This window comes from Enterobacter sp. V89_11, assembly GCF_029967775.1.
In the GTDB taxonomy this organism is placed as follows: domain Bacteria; phylum Pseudomonadota; class Gammaproteobacteria; order Enterobacterales; family Enterobacteriaceae; genus Enterobacter; species Enterobacter ludwigii.
Map to the genome: position 1 here is coordinate 25838 of NZ_JASCAN010000008.1, position 16856 is coordinate 42693.

Consider the following 16856-nt stretch of genomic DNA (forward strand, 5'->3'; position numbering starts at 1 on the left):
TTAATTTTACTTCGCGGGAATGGCCTCGTACACCAGCGTTTCCAGCGGCTGCAGCGTAATCACCACGGCCTTTCGATACTCCCCTGGTACGCTTGTGTTACTGCCGTACACGGCGTTCAGACTGAACTGCGCCATGTCCCCTGTCGGGATTTCAAAGTCTTTTGCCAAATCCAGATAATAGCTTTGCGGCTTATCTGACGGGTTTCGCAAGCCCAGAATGGCTTTGTCTTTGCTCCAGGAGGCCCAGCCGTAAACCTCAAGCGCCGTCGGGTCGCCACCGATCCAATGCGTATCCACCAGCACGCTGGCGTTATTTCGCGCCCATTTTGCTGCCTGCGCCAGGGTGTCCCATTTCGCCTTATTCAGCATTGATGGCGTGATATATAACTCCTGTAGTTGCGTTCCTGTGGCGAAGTAGCTCCAGACCTGATCGGCAAAATCGCTGTCCGTTTGCACCTTCTCCAGTCCGTAATAGGCATTTTCCGCGCTAACTATCCCGTGGTACATCAGCGAGTTCAGCGGGAACAGTGGGCCTTTACGCACAATAGAGCGATATGTTTCAGCATCGCGGTAGGTCATCCACTGCTGTACCGGCGTGCCGGGGCCGTAAAGGTTGATGTCATCCCCCTGACGCCAGATGGAGTCGGCATAGAACAGCCAGGACGGGCTGGCGTCGGTACCGGTCGTCAGGTTGATAAACAGATTGGGGTTTGCGCTGCGCATGTTATGCAGCAGGGCGATAGACGCATCAAAATCGGACGCGAACTGGCTGCCAGTAATATGCGAGTTGGCGTTACCCATCCCGTCGAGCTTAAACGAGGTGATATGTTCGTTTTTAATCAGCTTGATGATCTGCTCATTGAAGTTTTTGAAGTAGCGCGGTCCCGAGAGAGCCAGCTTCCCGTCTACCGTTTCGAAGCCGTACTCTTTGGCGTGGGAGACGCGAATATCGCGCGGCTTATTATAACCTCCCCACGGTGAGAGCCACAGCCCGACGGAGCTGTGCAGACTGTCCGCTTTTTCCCTGACCTTACCAAAGCCGTGGCTGAAAGCCGGGCCAAACAGCCAGCGTCCGGTACGATCGTCCCAGCCATCGTCCAGCAGGAACGCATCCAGCGCCACGCCGCGTCCGGTGATAAATTCTTTATTCCACTCATCCATCCGCCCCAGCACATCCTGTTCGGTGTAGGGGTTAAAGAAGCCGATATCCATCCAGCTGTTGTAGTGCAGATAGGGTTTGTACGCCCGTGGGCGCACGGCGTCGATAAACTGGTTTACGCTACGGCGCAGCTGGTTGGTTTCCGGGAACGTGCCAAAGTAGGTGGTAAAGCTGACCGGCGCGTCGGGCTGAACCGGCGTTTTCAGTTCCACGTTCAGATTGGTCGTCGCTTCATAGGCATACGTATTAACGATTGGCTTATCCGGCAGGATAAAGAACGAATCAGCAATAATGGGCGAGCTGTTGATGGCGCCATCAACGTACGGTGCCTGAGACTGCTTTTTCGTCGGGAAGAAGGTGATTTTCGCCACCTCTCGCGGCTGGCCGACGGCCGCAATGGTGTAATCAATACTGGCATATTTTCCCTTCACCAGATTCAGCTTCACCGTCACGTTAAAATCCGCACGGGTGAAATCAATGACAATCGCGTTGGCCTGTTTTTCTACATGCTTAATTGTAAAGTCTGCAGTATGAATTTTGGTCTCATCCGGCAGGGTCAGAAAGAACAGCTCCTGCGGCGTAAGCGGATGGTTAGCCGTTTTGTCTTTCACTACCACCGTTGAACTGGCGTCATCAAACGAGAGGGCAATGGAGTCGTTATCGAGTGCGTATTGCGCTGCCGCCGCGCCATGAGAAACACACAAGGCAAGCATCGAGAGTGTGAGCACTTTTTTCATCAGGGTAAGATCCTTATTAGTAATGCTTCAGCATTCGGGTGATGGACTGCTCCAGCCAGTAGCGCTGGGTGCCGAAATTAATGCGCAGGTAGTGTTCGCCGTTTTGGACGTAGTGGCTGCCATCTTCGAGGACGACGCCAGCCTGATGGGCGAAATGTCGGGTCAATTCAGTGGCGCTACGTTCATCTGCGCTGACGTCAACCCAGGCCAGATACGATGATTCCGGGTTCATCATTTTCCAGGCCGGGAAGTGGGTCTGGATGGCCTCTGCCAGATAGCCAGCGTTACGGCGCAGATAACCGTTCAGCGCGTCGAGCCACGGCAAACCATGCTGGTAGGCAAGAATAATTCCCCATATCCCGAATATATTGGGTGAGGTGATGGCGTTCTTCTCAAGCTGGTGGCGAAAGCGCTGGCGCAGGGTGGCATCCGGAATGATGGCGTAGGAGGTTTTCAGCCCGCCAAGGTTGAACGCTTTATTCGGGGAGGTCAGCAGGATCAGATTGTCCTGTGCCGCGCAGCCGGATGCCAGACAGCTGACGAAATGACCGTCCAGAATATGTTCGGCGTGGACCTCATCAACCACCAGAAGGGTGCCGTAGCGTTGACAGAGGTCTGAAACCTGGCGTATCTCATCGGCGTGCCAGATCCTGCCGGAAGGGTTATGCGGCGAGCAGAAGAACCACAGTTTTGGACGGTACGTTCTGAGCTGTTCTTCCACCAGATTAAAATCAAGCTGGTAGCGATTTTCCCTCACGCACAGCGGGTTTGCCAGTATCGCTACCCCCTGACGCTGGGCGGCCATGGCAAACGGATCGTACACCGGTGTGTTCATCATCACCGCGTCGCCAGGTTTACAAAACGCCTGAACCGTATAATGCAGTGTGGAGACGGTACCGTACGTCAGCGTGATCCACGATTTATCGACGTCAACCTGATGTCGTTCGCGCTGGAAGGCGATAACCGCATCGTAAAATTCGTCAAAGCACCAGGTGTAGCCGAAGGTGCCATGCTCCACGATGCGCTGGAAACCTTCTGTCACGGCAGGTGGGGAGGTGAAATCCATATCGGCAATCCACAGCGGGATAAAGCCTTCAGGCACATCACCAAAGCGCGAGCGGACAAAGGCGTGATCCCATTTTCGACACCGGTCGCTTTTACGCTCAATGATTTCGTCAAAATTAAACACCACAACCCCCTGTTAAATTAAGGCTTCAATGCCGGTTTTTACGCTTTGCACCTGCGGGCCGATGATCACCTGGACGCTGTGCGCATCCAGCACCACAACCGACAATGCACCGGCCTCTTTTAACGCCTGCTGGTCGATCAGACTCATGTCTTTCACCACCAGACGCAGCCGGGTAATGCAATTATCAAGCGACTCGATGTTCTCTTTACCGCCGAGCGCACGCAGGATAAGCCCATGATCGTATTTCGATTTTCCGCGTGCTCGGGTATTGGCCTCGACGGCCTGCTGTGCGCCCTGGGTGTCCACTTCACGGCCCGGCGTTTTAATATCGTGTTTGAGGATGTACCAGCGGAAGACGAAGAAGTAGAGGGCAAACCAGGCAATGCCTACCGGGAATACCAGATACCATTTGGTCGACATTCCTTGCATGACCCCGAAGATAAGCAGGTCCAGAATGCCGCCGTCGGTGTTGCCGATGGTCACTCCCAGCAGAGCCATGACCATCAGGGCCAGGCCCGACATCACAATATGGAAGGCGTAAAGGGCAGGAGCGATAAACAGGAACAGGAATTCAATTGGCTCGGAGATCCCGGTGACGACGGAGACCAGCACGCCGGAGAGCAGCAGGCCTTTAATCACCGGGCGGTTTTCCGGGCGGGCCGTGCAATAGATGGCGTATGCCACCGCCGGTAAGCCGAAGATAAAGGTCGGCATAAAGCCCTGCGACAGAAACGCGGTAACGTGCGGGCTGAACGGCAGACCCGCTTTCAGTTCGGCGTAGAAAATGTTCAGCGCCCCGGCGACTTCATGACCATTGACCATCTCAATACCGCCCGCGGGCGTGAAGCGCACCATCGCCAGCAAAATATGGTGCAGGCCAAAGGGTTTGAGCAGTAGTACCCCTACGCCGTAGAGGAACGGACCGAACACGCTGGTGCTCTGGATAATATGGCCAATCCCGGTAATGCCCAGCGCAACATACTCCCACAGCAGGGGAATAAACAGCCCCACCAGTGAGAGGGTGAGGGCGGTGATAATCGGCACAAAACGAATGCCGCTAAAGAAGGCGAACGCGTCGTGTAAAACGGTGTCCTGAAAACGTTCGTGCAGGAAAAAGGTAATGACCCCAACTACGATACCGCCCAGCACACCCATCTCCAGGGTTTGAATGCCCAGCACCATTGATTGCCCGACTTGTCTCATGGAGGCGGCATCGGCAAGCTGGTGGGTCGCAATCAGGTAATAATTGATGCTCATGTTCATCAGCATATAGCCAACAAACCCGGCAAAAGCGCCCACTGCTTTGTTGCGTCTGGCCAGCCCCATTGGGATCGCCATGGCAAACATGAGGGGAAGATAGGTAAAGGCGAAGCCGCCGACCATGGCAATAAAGCCAAAGGTGAGCTGAGTTAATTCGCCGCCCAGAAAGGGGAAACTTTTGAGGGTGGAGGGGCTGGTAACAGAACTACCGATACCCAGCAATAACCCCATAAAGGCCAGAAGGGAGACCGGGAACATAAAGGTCTTTCCCAGGCTCTGAAAAAACTCCCACGCTTTCGATTTAAACGACTTTTCCTGTGTCATGTAGGGACTCCTCGGAATTATTTATCGTAATGGAAGGCGCTGTCTGGCTTAAGGACGCGCCTTCATATTTGCGAGGCTTATAGTTATTTTTGAGTTATTGATGTTCTATGCGATGAGATCAGGCTTCCGCCGTGAGCAGCAATCGGTTCGCCGAGCCGCACACGGTGATTTTGCTTCTGACCACGTCTTTCATGGCATCCATGCCAACCCGCATGTAGAAACGCGGATCGTTGCCCTGCGGGTTCTCAGCAAACCAGGCCTTAACGGCGCCAGAGAACGCAATTTTTAGCTCGGTTGCCACGTTCACTTTGCAAACGCCCAGCTCTATGGTGCGGCGAACATCGTCATCCGGCACATCACTCGCCCCGTGCAGCACCAGCGGTACGCTCACCACGTCGCGGATTTCAGCCAGCCGCCGGAAGTCGATTTTTGGACGTTTGGTATAAAGACCGTGAGCGGTTCCGATGGCCACGGCCAGGCTGTCGACGCCGGTCAATGCAACGAAGCGTTTCGCTTCCTGCGGGTCGGTCAGAAACGCGCTTTCAGCGTCCACGCTCATGTCATCTTCCACGCCGCCCAGGCGGCCCAGTTCGGCTTCAACGCTGCAATCGTTGAGGTGGCAGAAGTCGACCACTGCTTTCACCAGCTTTACGTTGTGCTCAAACGGATAGTGGCTGCCGTCGATCATCGCGCTGCGCACGCCCGCGTTAACTTTGCGACGAATGTCGTCGAGTGATTCGTGATGATCGAGATGCAGCGCCAGCGGCATGTCGTAAGTGGTGGAGTACGCGTTGCACAGGGCGTAGATCTCTTCCAGGGCAATGTGCTTAAAGGTGCCCGGCGTGCCCGCGAGGATCACCGGCGATCGCATTTCACTACACACTTCGAGGATCGCCTGGATCGTCTCCGCGTTATGGATGTTAAACGCCGGTACGGCGTAGCCTTTCGCCTGGGCGTCCAGCAGAAGATATTTTGTCGAAATAATACTCATGAGCGGATCCTCTTAAGCCTGCCACGGATGAATAACGACGCCCTGCACGACACGGTTAACCGTGCCGCTGGCGGACGGTGTATCCGGGGTATTGCCCACACGAAGTGACTGAGACAGGGCAAAGACCTGGGCGTACATCAGGAGGCAGAAGGCCTGCTCCATATCGATAAACGTGCGGGCAGGGGGCAGCAGGATATGCGGGCCAGCCTCAACGACCGGATCGGTTTCGGCGGCAATGGCCACCACGCGCATGGCCTGACGATCGCGGCGCAGCTCAGCAAGCAGATCCAGATCGTACAGCCGCGTATACGGATGGCTGGAGACAAACACCACCACCAGCGTTTCGCGATCCACCAGCGATTTGGGGCCATGACGGAAACCGGTTGGGGAATCGTAGAACGCCGCCAGCTTGCCTGCCGTCAGCTCCAGCACCTTCAGCGCCGATTCACGAGCGGCCCCCTGCAGACCCCCGCTTCCCAGATAGACGATCCTTTTCCACGGATCGTTGCCAAAGACGCTCTGGCTGAAATCGCCCAGTGACGTGAGGATCGTCTGGCAGCGATCGGCCACATCGCGGAAGGTATGGCTGTTGATCGTCTCCGGGGCGAAGACTGCCAGGCAGCTTGCCATCATGGTGGTAATGCTGCTGGTCATCGCGAACCCGCGATCGTGTGTTTCGGCAGGCATCAGCAGCGCATACGCGTTATCGCTGTTTACCGCGGTCTGATAAAGGCTTCCCGCCTCATTACAGGTGATCGACAGGTGGTAGCACTCCGGCACACACTGGTTTGCCAGTTCAACGGCGGCTACGCTTTCCGGACTATTGCCGGAACGGGCAAACGACACCAGCAGCAGCGGGTGTGCGGCGCTCAGGTAGTCCATCGGATTCGTGACCAGATCGGTCGTCGGTACGGCGGTAATGTTTTTCCCGGTGTGGCTGGCGAGCCAGGGCGAAATGATGTCGCCGATAAAGGCCGAGGTGCCTGCCCCTGTCAACACGATCCGCAGCTCGTGCTTGCGCAGCAGCGGCGTCAGGAAGTTATCGATCGACGCGCGCAGGTTATCGATATTGTTGAGTGAGCGGATCCAGCTGGCAGGTTGCTGGCGGATCTCTTCTTCGGTCCATGTGCCGGTGGTGGCGGTAGTGTTGGTTTCTGACATAACTCAGTCCTTAGTCGTGTGAATTCCACATTAGACGCTGGCAAACGTGTCGCTATCTTTCGTTTCGTTTCACTTGTTCACTTAAGCAGTTAAATAAAATCTATAGAAAAGAAATCGAAAGTTCAATGAAAGAAAAGAAATAAAACGAAAAGTGTGATCGGCAAAGAAAAGGCAATGATTAAGGAAAGGAAAAGAAAGACCTTGCGATCGCTTGCCGCAAGGCCCAATAACGGGACAATGAAAGGTCTAAAGGGGGAGAGCCAAACCCTGGATCCAGATCTGCTGAAGGTGGAAACCTTCATCCAGCGCAATCATATTGGCACGCTTGCCCGGTTTTAATGAACCGAGCTGGTGATCAATACCCAGCAAGCGGGCAGGGTGCAGCGAGGCCATATGGATCGCATCCGCTGGCGTTATTCCCGCCTGCGCCACCATATTGCGCACGGCGGCATCGAGAGACAGCGTGCTGCCTGCAAGCCCACCGGAAGCGGTGCGTACCACCCCACCGTGCATGTTGACCTCGTCGCCACATAGCCTGTAACGTCCGTCGGGCATCCCTGCGGCCTGCATGGCATCGGTAATCAGAACGATCCGCTCTTTGGCACAGCAGGCGCACAGCCGCAAAGCACCCGGGTGAACGTGATGCCCGTCGGCAATCAGTTCCAGCCATGCCCGCGTGTCCGTCAAGCCTGCACCGACCATACCGGGTTCACGATGATGGAGCCCGGTCATGCCGTTATAACAGTGCACAAGCCCATCAGCGCCCGCCTCGAAAGCGGCAAGCGTTTGATCGTACGTCGCGGCGCTGTGGCCGAGCATGACCCGTATCCCACGCTGCTTAAGGTGGCGAATGGCCTGCAACGCACCGGGTTTCTCCGGTGCCAGAGCGACAACCCTGAGGGTGTGTTGCGATACTTCAATCAGCGAGTCCAGTTCGCTGACATCCAGCTCACGAAACAGCGCTGGCGGATGTGCTCCTTTGTTCTGTGGCGTAAAGTAGGGACCTTCAAGATAGCTGCCCAGTATCTGCGCGCCAGGACCCCCGGACATACAGCGCCGGGCGATGCGTGCGAGCGCCCGGTGGACAGTCTCCAGCGGTGCGGTGACGGTCGTCGGTAAAAAAGCCCCTGTGCCTTCACGCGCTTTATGCATCGCCAGCGTGTCCAGCACCTCTGGGGCATCATCCATCACGTCCACACCCGCGCCACCGTGAACGTGGGTATCGATATACGCCGGGCAAAGCTGGTCGGCATCCCGGGCATGCACGCCAGCTGGGATCGGCTCGATGGCGGTGATAATTCCGCTCTCCATGCGTAGCTGGTGATCGTCCAGCCAGCCCTGCTCGGTCAGCAGACGACGCGCGCGCAGCACCTGACTCATATCCCTTCCTCAGCGGGGGCTTCCTCACGACAGCGCCCCAGCTCATCCACCAGGCTGGTCAGGCCGCGATGCCCGCATTCCAGGGCCTGCAGGCGAAAGGCTTCGCTGCTTAACCCGTCGCGCTCCAGTACCATCTCAAGCAACAGCTGCAGGTTTGTACCGGTAATCACTTCGCTGCCGGGTCTTTTCATGGCGAGCGTTGATGCCACCCGAAACGGCGTCCCCCCGAGTAGATCGGTGAGAAACACAATATCGTGCTGCCCGTCCAGTTCACTGACTGCCTGTTCAAGCTGCGCAGTCAGCCGCGCGGTGGTGGAGCTTTCAGGAAAATCGATGGCGATAAACTGCGGCTGCTCGCCGAGGATTTGTTTCATCGCCTGTTCAAGCCCGCTGGCAAACCCGCCGTGACCCGTCAAAATAATGCCTAACATTGCGACCTCTTTGCTTTACAGGAAGTGACAGAACTTACCGACAACCCCCAGCACCACGGTGATACCGATCAGGCGCAGTGGGGTCCAGCCGCGACGAACCAGCCAGAACATGGTCAGGGTATAGACCAGCGGCAGGAAAGCGGGCATCAGTTTGTCGATAACGTCGGCTTGCAGCTTGACCACCGCATCCCCGGCCTTGATTTCAAGCGTGGTGTTGAGACGTACGTAGGTTGCCACCAGCGCGCCAATGACCGTCATCCCCACGATGGAAGCCGCATGGCCGACCTTTTTGGTATTGGCTTTAATCAGCGGGATGGCTGCCACACCCATCCGGTAGGCGTAATGTGCCAGGCCAAAACGCAGGCCAAGATGCACTACGTTAAACAGCACAATAAAGACCACCGCACCCAGTATGGAGCCTTGCAGGGCAAGGCTTGCGCCGATCCCGCCGCAAATTGGCAATAGCGTAAGCCAGAACATGGCATCGCCAATGCCGCCAAGCGGTGCCCCCACGGCAATCTTGGTGCTCTGGATACTGTTGACATCCTGCTTGGAGCGTTCCATCGCCAGGATGATGCCAATGACAAATGTCACCAGAAATGGATGCGTATTGAAGAAGCCCATATGGCCTTTCATGGCGCGGGCCAGATCCCGCTTGTTGGTATGGATCTTTTTCAGCGCGGGCAGGAGGCCATACAGCCAGCCGGAAGCCTGCATACGTTCATAGTTAAACGAGGCCTGCAGCAGCATCGAACGCCAGGCGACACGGTTAATATCCTTTTTCGTCAGCTCGGCACCAATATGTTGATCTTCATAGACGTTTTCATTCACGCCCGTGAGCAGCGTCTCTTCGTGGTCAGAAACGCCAGGCAGCGTAGTTTGATTAGATGCCATCTTCGAATTCCTCTTTCTGGGCTGCAGGTGTCGCCGGTTCAGGCGATTTACGCATCAGGTCAATCAGCGCCATTGCCAGCGCGGCCGCGGCAATCGCCAGCACCGGCAGTTTCAACCAGGCTGCGGCAACAAAGCCGATGATAAAGTAAGGGATATAGACGTTTTTCATCATGATTTTCAGCAATACGGCGAAGCCAATTGCGGGCATGATGCCGCCGGCGACGCCGAGGCCGTCAATCAGACGTTCCGGCAGCACATCAATGGCGGTTTTCGCGTGTTCAGCGCCAAAGTAGATCGGCAGGAAGGCACACAGAAAATAGAAGATACCGAGCGCCAGCAGTGCCAGATAGTTGACCCTTTCGATGCCGTTCGTGTCCGCATTGGCTGCCATGCGGTCACAGCGGGACATCACCCCGGACATGACGGAGAACAGGAAAGTGATCCCCATCTGTACCGCAACCGCAAACGGGACTGCGACCCCAACGGCGACATCCGGCTTCACACCGGTGCTGATCGCGAAAGTAGTGCCGACAATCGTGCCAATAATGACGTTTGGCGGTTGCGCGCCGGCCAGCGGAGCCAGCCCCATCCAGACCAGCTCCAGCGTACCGCCCGTTAAAATACCGGTGTGCAGATCGCCCAGAATGAGGCCAACCAGCGGCCCGAGCACCACCGGGCGGTGCATGTGTGTTAACCCGTTAAACATATCCAGGCCCGCGATAAAGGCGAGAATGCCCAGCGCGAATGCCTGCAAGAGACTAATTTCCATTGTGAATCCCTCAGAGCAGTTTAAAGAGATCCAAAGCAGTCTCAGTCGGAACACCCTGAACGAAGCATTCCACTCCGGCGGCTTTCAGGCCGTTAAATGCGGCGATATCGTTCGCATCGACAGAGACCGTTTTGGCAATTTGTTTTTTGCCACTGGCGTAATGCAGGTTTCCTACGTTGATACGGGTGATGGGCACGCCGCCTTCGACCAGCGTCAGAAAATCCGCGGGTGATTTGCAGACCAGCAGAATTTTCTGGCGCTCGGCAGCGCGATGAATGTTGTCGATCACTTTTTGCAGCGACCAGAAACGCACGGCGATCCCTTCTGCGAGCACCATTTCCATCAGGTTTTGTTGAACCGGATCCTCAGCGACTTCATCATTAGCGACCAGCACCAGGTTGGCCCCCGCAAACCCAACCCATTGCACACCTACCTGACCGTGGATCAGGCGTTCATCGATGCGGCATAAGACAATGTTTGGCATAGCGCTTTCCTCTTTTTAATTATGCGTTTTGAGTCGTTACGCCTTCGCAGGCGGCATGGTACTGCTGGAGTATGTCCTGAATGTGGTCGAGGATGAGGTCCCGTGGTGTCGACTTGAGAGCACCCTCGCGAACTTTGCTGTACTGCAACGGCAGGTACTGGCTGATCAGCGGCAGCGGGATCGGTTCGTCTGCCAGGTTGCGTACCAGTCGCGCAAAGGCTTCGTCGATCTGGCTGTCCGGCCAGTAATAGCGCACCCGATCGGAGTAGCTATACCCGCGTGCCAGGCGTCGCGCATTGCCATCACCGTGATAATGGCTTTGCCAGTATTCGGGGCGATCGAGCATCACGTTTTCCAGGACATGACGCAGGCCCGAACAGGCTTTTGCAGGCAGCAACTCTTCTTCAATGGCGGCCAGCGAGAACAACGCTTCACGCAGGGCAAAGGTCAGTGCCGGGCCAACTTTGAGGATGGCGAAGTGATCTTTCACCAGCTGGCGCAGCGCCTGCGGTGTCTGGTAGTCGGTAGAGTGCGCTTCAAATATCAGCGTGTCGTAAGCTTCAACCATATGGCTCAGGGCGACGGCGTTTTGGGGTTGATAGTCACACACATGTGCGTGGTCAAACTCAACGCCAGGCTGAACCACCAGGCCAATAATGCGTGGCCAGATGTCGCTTAACCCTTCTTTCTCGAACGCGTGGCGGTGAGCTTCAAGGGTGGCACGCGCGGCTTCTGGGGTCGTGACGGAAAGCTCGGTGAGCGTTTCATGCGCGCCGCCCGGAACCGGCACTTCCGTACCGATGACATAGACCAGGTCAGCGACATCAGCGTGCGCCAGGCTGGTTTTCTCCGCAATTTTCGCCAGGCGTGCCGCGCGTTCGGCAACGATGGCGTCGGTTAACGGAACCGGATCGTCTTCACAGGACATGCTGCAGTCGAGGTGGATCTTTTTAAACCCGGCAGCGACATAGCTTCTGATCAGATCTTCGGCATTCGCCATCGCCTGCCGGGCAGGCAGGTTTTGCCAGCGGTTTGGCCCTAAATGATCGCCGCCGAGGATCAGTTGCGATGTCGGGAAACCAAGGGATTCCGCGAGCTTACAGACGAACCCGTGAAAATCGGCGGGCGTCATACCGGTGTAACCGCCAAATTGATCCACCTGATTAGAGGTGGCTTCAATCAGCAGCGGCGTGTGATGCAGTTGGGCGTAACGAATTGCGGCTTCAAGTACCAGTGGATGTGCGGAACAAACGGCATAAATCCCGTTCGCATTCCCCCGTTTATGTTGTTCCACCATTTCTGTCAGATGTTTCACTTTCCTCTCCATTTCGGATGGTGATGGTTTTCATCTTTCGTTTTGTTTCATTTAATCCTGCATCATGGTGGTAAAAAAATAAAACGAAAGATAATAGTTTTCCGATCTGTTTCACAAAAGAAACATAATGAAAGGTTTCAGCGACGAGAGAGTGCGCTGACTGGAAGCAGGCAGGGCTTGCATTCCCATAAAAGAAAGGCGTTAATAGACAAAACGAAATGAAACGAAAGACCATTTATTAAGGAGCTCGCATGAGCAGCACCGATTCATCCGCGGAGAAGCGCGTCACCGGCACCAGTGAAAGGCGAGAGCAGATCATTCAGCGGTTGCGGGCACAGGGAAGCGTGCAGGTTAACGATCTTTCTCATTTATATGGCGTTTCCACGGTGACGATCCGTAACGACCTGGCGTTTCTTGAGAAGCAGGGCATTGCCGTTCGTGCTTATGGCGGAGCGCTGATTTGTGAAGGCAATGCGCCTGGCACTGAACCCTCCGTGGAGGACAAAAGTTCGCTCAATACTGCAGTTAAGCGCAGTATCGCGCAGGCGGCAGCCGCGCTGGTGAAGCCGGGTCATCGCATTATTCTGGATTCCGGAACCACGACGTTTGAAATCGCCCGTATGCTGCGTCAGCACACGGATGTGATTGCCATGACCAACGGAATGAACGTGGCGAATGCATTACTGGAAGCGGAAGGGGTAGAGCTGCTGATGACCGGTGGGCACTTGCGCCGCCAGTCGCAATCCTTTTACGGCGATCAGGCTGAGCAGTCCTTACAGAATTACCACTTTGATCTGCTTTTTCTGGGGGTCGACGCCATCGACCTCGATCGCGGCGTCAGTACCCACAATGAAGATGAAGCCCGACTGAACCGGCGGATGTGCGAGGTGGCAGAGCGTATTATCGTGGTCACTGACTCCAGCAAATTTAACCGTTCGAGCCTGCATAAAATCATCGATACCCAGAGAATCGATATGATTATCGTCGATGAAGGGATTCCGCCTGAGAGCCTGGAAGGGCTGCGTAAGAGCGGAATAGATGTGGTGTTGGTGAAGGGATAAGTTGCCCCCTCTCTTCGGGAGAGGGGGAGAACGGTCACGTCACCGGTGCCGGGTTAAACACCGCCAGCTGGTTATGTAATCCCCATTGATCGGAGAACGTCTTCTTACGGCCGCTTGCCACGTCCAGAATGAAGTGGAACAGCTTCCAGCCGACATCCTCAATACTCTCTTCGCCAGTGGCAATGGTGCCCGCGTTGATGTCCATTAGATCATACCAGCGGTTTGCCAGCTCGGTACGGGTGGCCATTTTAATCACCGGTACCGCCATCAGCCCGTACGGCGTGCCGCGCCCGGTGGTAAAGACCTGTACTGTAATGCCGGATGCCACCTGCTGTGTGCCACAGACGAAGTCGCTGGCAGGGGTCGCGGCGTAAATCAGGCCGCGTCTGGTGGGGCGCTGGCCCGGGGAGAGCACTTCAACAATGGCGCTCTGGCCGGATTTGGCAATCGAGCCGAGGGCTTTTTCCACCACGTTCGCCAGACCGCCCTTTTTATTGCCCGGAGAGGGGTTGGCGCTGCGATCGGTTTGTCCCATGTCGAGATAGTTATCGTACCAGGCCATCTCCTCAAGCAGGCGTTTGCCCACCTCTTCATTGATGGCGCGTGGGGTGAGCAAATGGATGGCATCACGCACTTCGGTCACTTCGGAGAACATCACCGTGGCGCCACAGCGGACAAACAGATCCGAGGCATAGCCCACCGCCGGGTTCGCCGTGACGCCTGAAAACGCATCGCTGCCGCCGCACTGAGTGCCTATCACCAGCTCTGACGCCGGGCAGGTCTCACGCTGGCGCTGGTTCAGTTTTTCCAGATGGCGCTCCGCCACCTGAAGGATATCGTCAACCATTGAACGGAATCCGACGTGATGCGCATCCTGTAAACGAACAATGCTGGCCTCGTCGACCGGAATGGCATTCACATCTTCGGTGCCCTGCAACAGACGCTCTGGCTGCAGCTTTTCGCAACCGAGACCAATGACCATCACTTCACCACCGAAATTCGGGTTCAGGGCGATGTTATGGATGGTACGAATCGGTACCACGGCCGCCGGAGCATTGATGGCCACGCCGCAGCCGTACAGATGGTTCAGACCTACCACGCCGTCGACATTCGGGTATTTCGGCAGCAGGTCGCGCTCAATGATTTTCACCACGTAATCCACCACGCCTGCCACACAGTGCACGCTGGTGGTGATACCGAGTAGATTCTTGGTGCCTACGCTGCCGTCCGCATTCCTGTACCCTTCGAATGTGTACCCTTCCAGTGGGGGCAGTGGCTCAGGAACCCGGGTTGCCAGGGGGAGCGTGTTCAGCGGCGGCGCTTCGGGTAGCTCAACCAGCGACTCCTCGATCCAGCTCCCCTGAGGAATAGCGCGAACCGCATACCCGATAACTTCGCCATACCGCACGATTTCACCGTGGGCCGGGATATCCACCAGGGCGACTTTATGCCCCTGCGGAATATGTTCAGTCAGCTCCAGCCCATCCGGGAAACGGGTGCCCGCTTTTAGACCGTTGTCGTTAACAATTATCGCCACATTATCCGTGTCGTGAACTTTGATATAGAACGCCGTCGGCGACGCTTGTCGAATTTCAATGTCGGCCATTGTTCAATATTCTCCAGCAAAATGTCTGATAGTAAATGCAGCCAGGGGATGTTTATTTTCTTATCGCAGAAATAAAGACGCGGCTTGAGTCAATAAAGAATGTCAGGAGACGAGATATCAAAATGTGATCCCGATCGCTCCTTAAAACCGGCGCAGATGCCACCCGGCCAGCAATGCCTGATTCTGTGCATCAGCGCCCATCGCGTTGTGCATATGCTCAAAATATTATCAAAACACGACGCAATGCTTGAGCATTAAAACAATGTGCTGCCATGACGTGAGGATTATACTGAATGACGATTTTATAATCGCCTAAATTAAGTCAGGAAATAAATATAACGCTGACGCTGCGTCTGAAAATATAAATATGAACCTGAATAAGACTGCGGAATTAAAAAGGTAAACGTGATGAATAATGATATCTTCCCGAATAAGTTTAAAGCGGCCCTCGCGGCGCACCAGATCCAGATTGGCTGCTGGTCCGCGCTGGCAAGCCCCATCAGCACCGAAGTACTGGGCCTGGCCGGTTTCGACTGGCTGGTGCTGGACGGCGAACATGCGCCGAACGATATCAGCACCTTTATTCCGCAGTTAATGGCGCTCAAAGGGAGCCATAGCGCGCCGGTGGTTCGCGTCCCGACCAACGAGCCGGTAATCATCAAACGTCTGCTGGATATTGGGTTTTACAACTTCCTGATCCCGTTTGTGGAAACGGAAGAGCAGGCGGTGCAGGCCGTGGCGTCAACGCGTTATCCGCCGGAAGGGATCCGCGGGGTCTCCGTTTCCCATCGTGCCAACATGTTTGGCACCGTCCCGGACTACTTCACACAGTCCAACAGCAACATCACCATCCTGGTACAGATTGAGAGCCAGCAGGGGGTCGATAACGTCGACGCTATCGCTGCCACCGACGGTGTGGATGGCATCTTCGTTGGCCCAAGCGATCTTGCTGCGGCATTCGGCCATCTGGGCAATGCGGGTCATCCGGAGGTGCAGCGCGCTATTCAGCACATCTTTGCCCGTGCCAACGCGCACGGCAAACCGTGCGGCATTCTGGCGCCGGTTGAGGCTGATGCCCGCCGCTATCTGGAGTGGGGAGCGACCTTCGTTGCCGTCGGTAGCGACCTCGGCGTATTCCGCTCGGCCACGCAGAAGTTAGCGGACGCCTTTAAAAAATAACCATCATTGAGGAAACGAATTATGACGCTGAAAGTGGGTTTTATTGGCCTTGGGATCATGGGTAAACCCATGAGTAAAAACCTCATCAAAGCAGGTTACTCCCTGGTGGTTGCAGACCATAATCCGCAAGCCGTGGCCGAGGTGATTGCCGCAGGCGCAGAAACCGCAGCAAACGCCAAAGCGATTGCTGAGCAGTGCGATGTCATTATCACCATGCTGCCAAACTCCCCGCATGTGAAAGAGGTGGCCCTGGGGGAGAACGGCATCATTGACGGTGCCAAACCCGGCCTGGTGGTGATTGACATGAGTTCTATCGCGCCGCTGGCAAGCCGTGAAATCAGTGAGGCGCTAAACGCGAAGGGCGTCGATATGCTGGATGCCCCGGTCAGCGGCGGAGAGCCCAAAGCCATCGACGGCACCCTGTCGGTGATGGTTGGCGGCGACAAAGCTGTTTTCGACAAATACTACGACCTGATGAAAGCCATGGCGGGATCCGTGGTGCATACCGGCGATATCGGGGCGGGTAACGTCACCAAGCTGGCAAACCAGGTGATTGTGGCGCTGAACATTGCCGCAATGTCGGAAGCGCTGACGCTGGCCACCAAAGCGGGTGTTAACCCTGATCTGGTGTATCAGGCGATCCGTGGCGGCCTGGCGGGCAGCACCGTGCTGGATGCCAAAGCGCCCATGGTGATGGATCGTAACTTCAAGCCCGGTTTTAGAATCGACCTGCACATTAAAGATCTGGCGAATGCCCTGGATACCTCCCACGGCGTGGGCGCGCAGTTGCCGCTGACCGCCGCCGTCATGGAGATGATGCAGGCCCTGCGAGCGGATGGTCTGGGCACTGCCGACCACAGCGCGATTGCGTGCTACTACGAAAAACTGGCGAAGGTGGAAGTCTCTCGCTAATAAA

Annotated in this window: 15 protein-coding genes; 3 read left to right on the top strand and 12 right to left on the bottom strand. The window is 55.9% G+C overall.

What is annotated here, in order from left to right; all coding sequences use genetic code 11:
• Positions 1–6: 6 nt before the first annotated feature.
• The 11 genes from QLG09_RS08095 to kbaZ form a co-directional block, all read right to left on the bottom strand.
• Positions 7–1896 (bottom strand): enterotoxin, encoded by a 1890-nt coding sequence (locus QLG09_RS08095; protein ID WP_282488815.1) that lies wholly within the window; start codon positions 1894–1896, stop codon positions 7–9.
• A gap of 16 nt (positions 1897–1912) precedes the next feature.
• Positions 1913–3085: a PatB family C-S lyase gene (locus QLG09_RS08100; RefSeq protein WP_150343661.1), complete on the bottom strand. Its 1173-nt coding sequence runs from the start codon at positions 3083–3085 to the stop codon at positions 1913–1915.
• 12 nt (positions 3086–3097) lie between these two features.
• On the bottom strand, positions 3098–4669 hold the full coding sequence (gene malX, locus QLG09_RS08105) for a maltose/glucose-specific PTS transporter subunit IIBC (RefSeq protein ID WP_282488816.1): 1572 nt from the start codon (positions 4667–4669) through the stop codon (positions 3098–3100).
• Positions 4670–4787: 118 nt separating this feature from the next.
• Positions 4788–5660 carry a tagatose-bisphosphate aldolase subunit KbaY gene (gene kbaY, locus QLG09_RS08110; protein ID WP_282488817.1) on the bottom strand — a complete coding sequence of 291 codons (873 nt, stop codon included), beginning with the start codon at positions 5658–5660 and terminating at the stop codon, positions 4788–4790.
• A gap of 12 nt (positions 5661–5672) precedes the next feature.
• Positions 5673–6821 carry an SIS domain-containing protein gene (locus QLG09_RS08115; protein ID WP_282488818.1) on the bottom strand — a complete coding sequence of 383 codons (1149 nt, stop codon included), beginning with the start codon at positions 6819–6821 and terminating at the stop codon, positions 5673–5675.
• Positions 6822–7067: 246 nt separating this feature from the next.
• Entirely contained in the window at positions 7068–8201 is a 1134-nt protein-coding gene (nagA, locus tag QLG09_RS08120; protein ID WP_282488819.1) for an N-acetylglucosamine-6-phosphate deacetylase, read from the bottom strand.
• The gene (gene agaF, locus QLG09_RS08125; protein ID WP_020883557.1) at positions 8198–8632 is read right to left on the bottom strand and encodes a PTS galactosamine/N-acetylgalactosamine transporter subunit IIA; all 435 of its coding nucleotides are present in this window, start codon (positions 8630–8632) and stop codon (positions 8198–8200) included. Before agaF ends, nagA begins: the two co-directional genes overlap by 4 nt.
• A gap of 15 nt (positions 8633–8647) precedes the next feature.
• Positions 8648–9526 (bottom strand): PTS N-acetylgalactosamine transporter subunit IID, encoded by an 879-nt coding sequence (agaE, locus tag QLG09_RS08130; protein ID WP_025202940.1) that lies wholly within the window; start codon positions 9524–9526, stop codon positions 8648–8650.
• Positions 9516–10295: a PTS N-acetylgalactosamine transporter subunit IIC gene (agaW, locus tag QLG09_RS08135; protein ID WP_020883559.1), complete on the bottom strand. Its 780-nt coding sequence runs from the start codon at positions 10293–10295 to the stop codon at positions 9516–9518. Before agaW ends, agaE begins: the two co-directional genes overlap by 11 nt.
• Before the next feature lie 10 nt (positions 10296–10305).
• A complete protein-coding gene (gene agaV / locus QLG09_RS08140) occupies positions 10306–10779 on the bottom strand; it encodes a PTS N-acetylgalactosamine transporter subunit IIB (protein WP_014171751.1) in 474 nt (157 codons plus the stop codon).
• Positions 10780–10798: 19 nt separating this feature from the next.
• Positions 10799–12094: a tagatose-bisphosphate aldolase subunit KbaZ gene (gene kbaZ / locus QLG09_RS08145; protein WP_282488820.1), complete on the bottom strand. Its 1296-nt coding sequence runs from the start codon at positions 12092–12094 to the stop codon at positions 10799–10801.
• 251 nt (positions 12095–12345) lie between these two features.
• Between kbaZ and QLG09_RS08150 the strand changes: the two genes are divergently transcribed.
• Positions 12346–13155: a DeoR family transcriptional regulator gene (locus QLG09_RS08150; protein WP_020883561.1), complete on the top strand. Its 810-nt coding sequence runs from the start codon at positions 12346–12348 to the stop codon at positions 13153–13155.
• 34 nt (positions 13156–13189) lie between these two features.
• Here the strand turns inward: QLG09_RS08150 and garD are convergent, their stop codons facing one another.
• Positions 13190–14761 carry a galactarate dehydratase gene (gene garD / locus QLG09_RS08155; protein WP_014171748.1) on the bottom strand — a complete coding sequence of 524 codons (1572 nt, stop codon included), beginning with the start codon at positions 14759–14761 and terminating at the stop codon, positions 13190–13192.
• 408 nt (positions 14762–15169) lie between these two features.
• On the opposite strand from garD, the gene garL reads away from it, so the two are divergent.
• Both garL and garR read left to right on the top strand, forming a co-directional pair.
• Positions 15170–15940, top strand: coding sequence for a 2-dehydro-3-deoxyglucarate aldolase (gene garL, locus QLG09_RS08160; RefSeq protein WP_040018767.1), 771 nt, complete (start codon positions 15170–15172; stop codon positions 15938–15940).
• 21 nt (positions 15941–15961) lie between these two features.
• Positions 15962–16852, top strand: a complete 891-nt coding sequence (garR, locus tag QLG09_RS08165) for a 2-hydroxy-3-oxopropionate reductase (protein ID WP_020883565.1) — start codon at positions 15962–15964, stop codon at positions 16850–16852.
• Positions 16853–16856: the final 4 nt, after the last annotated feature.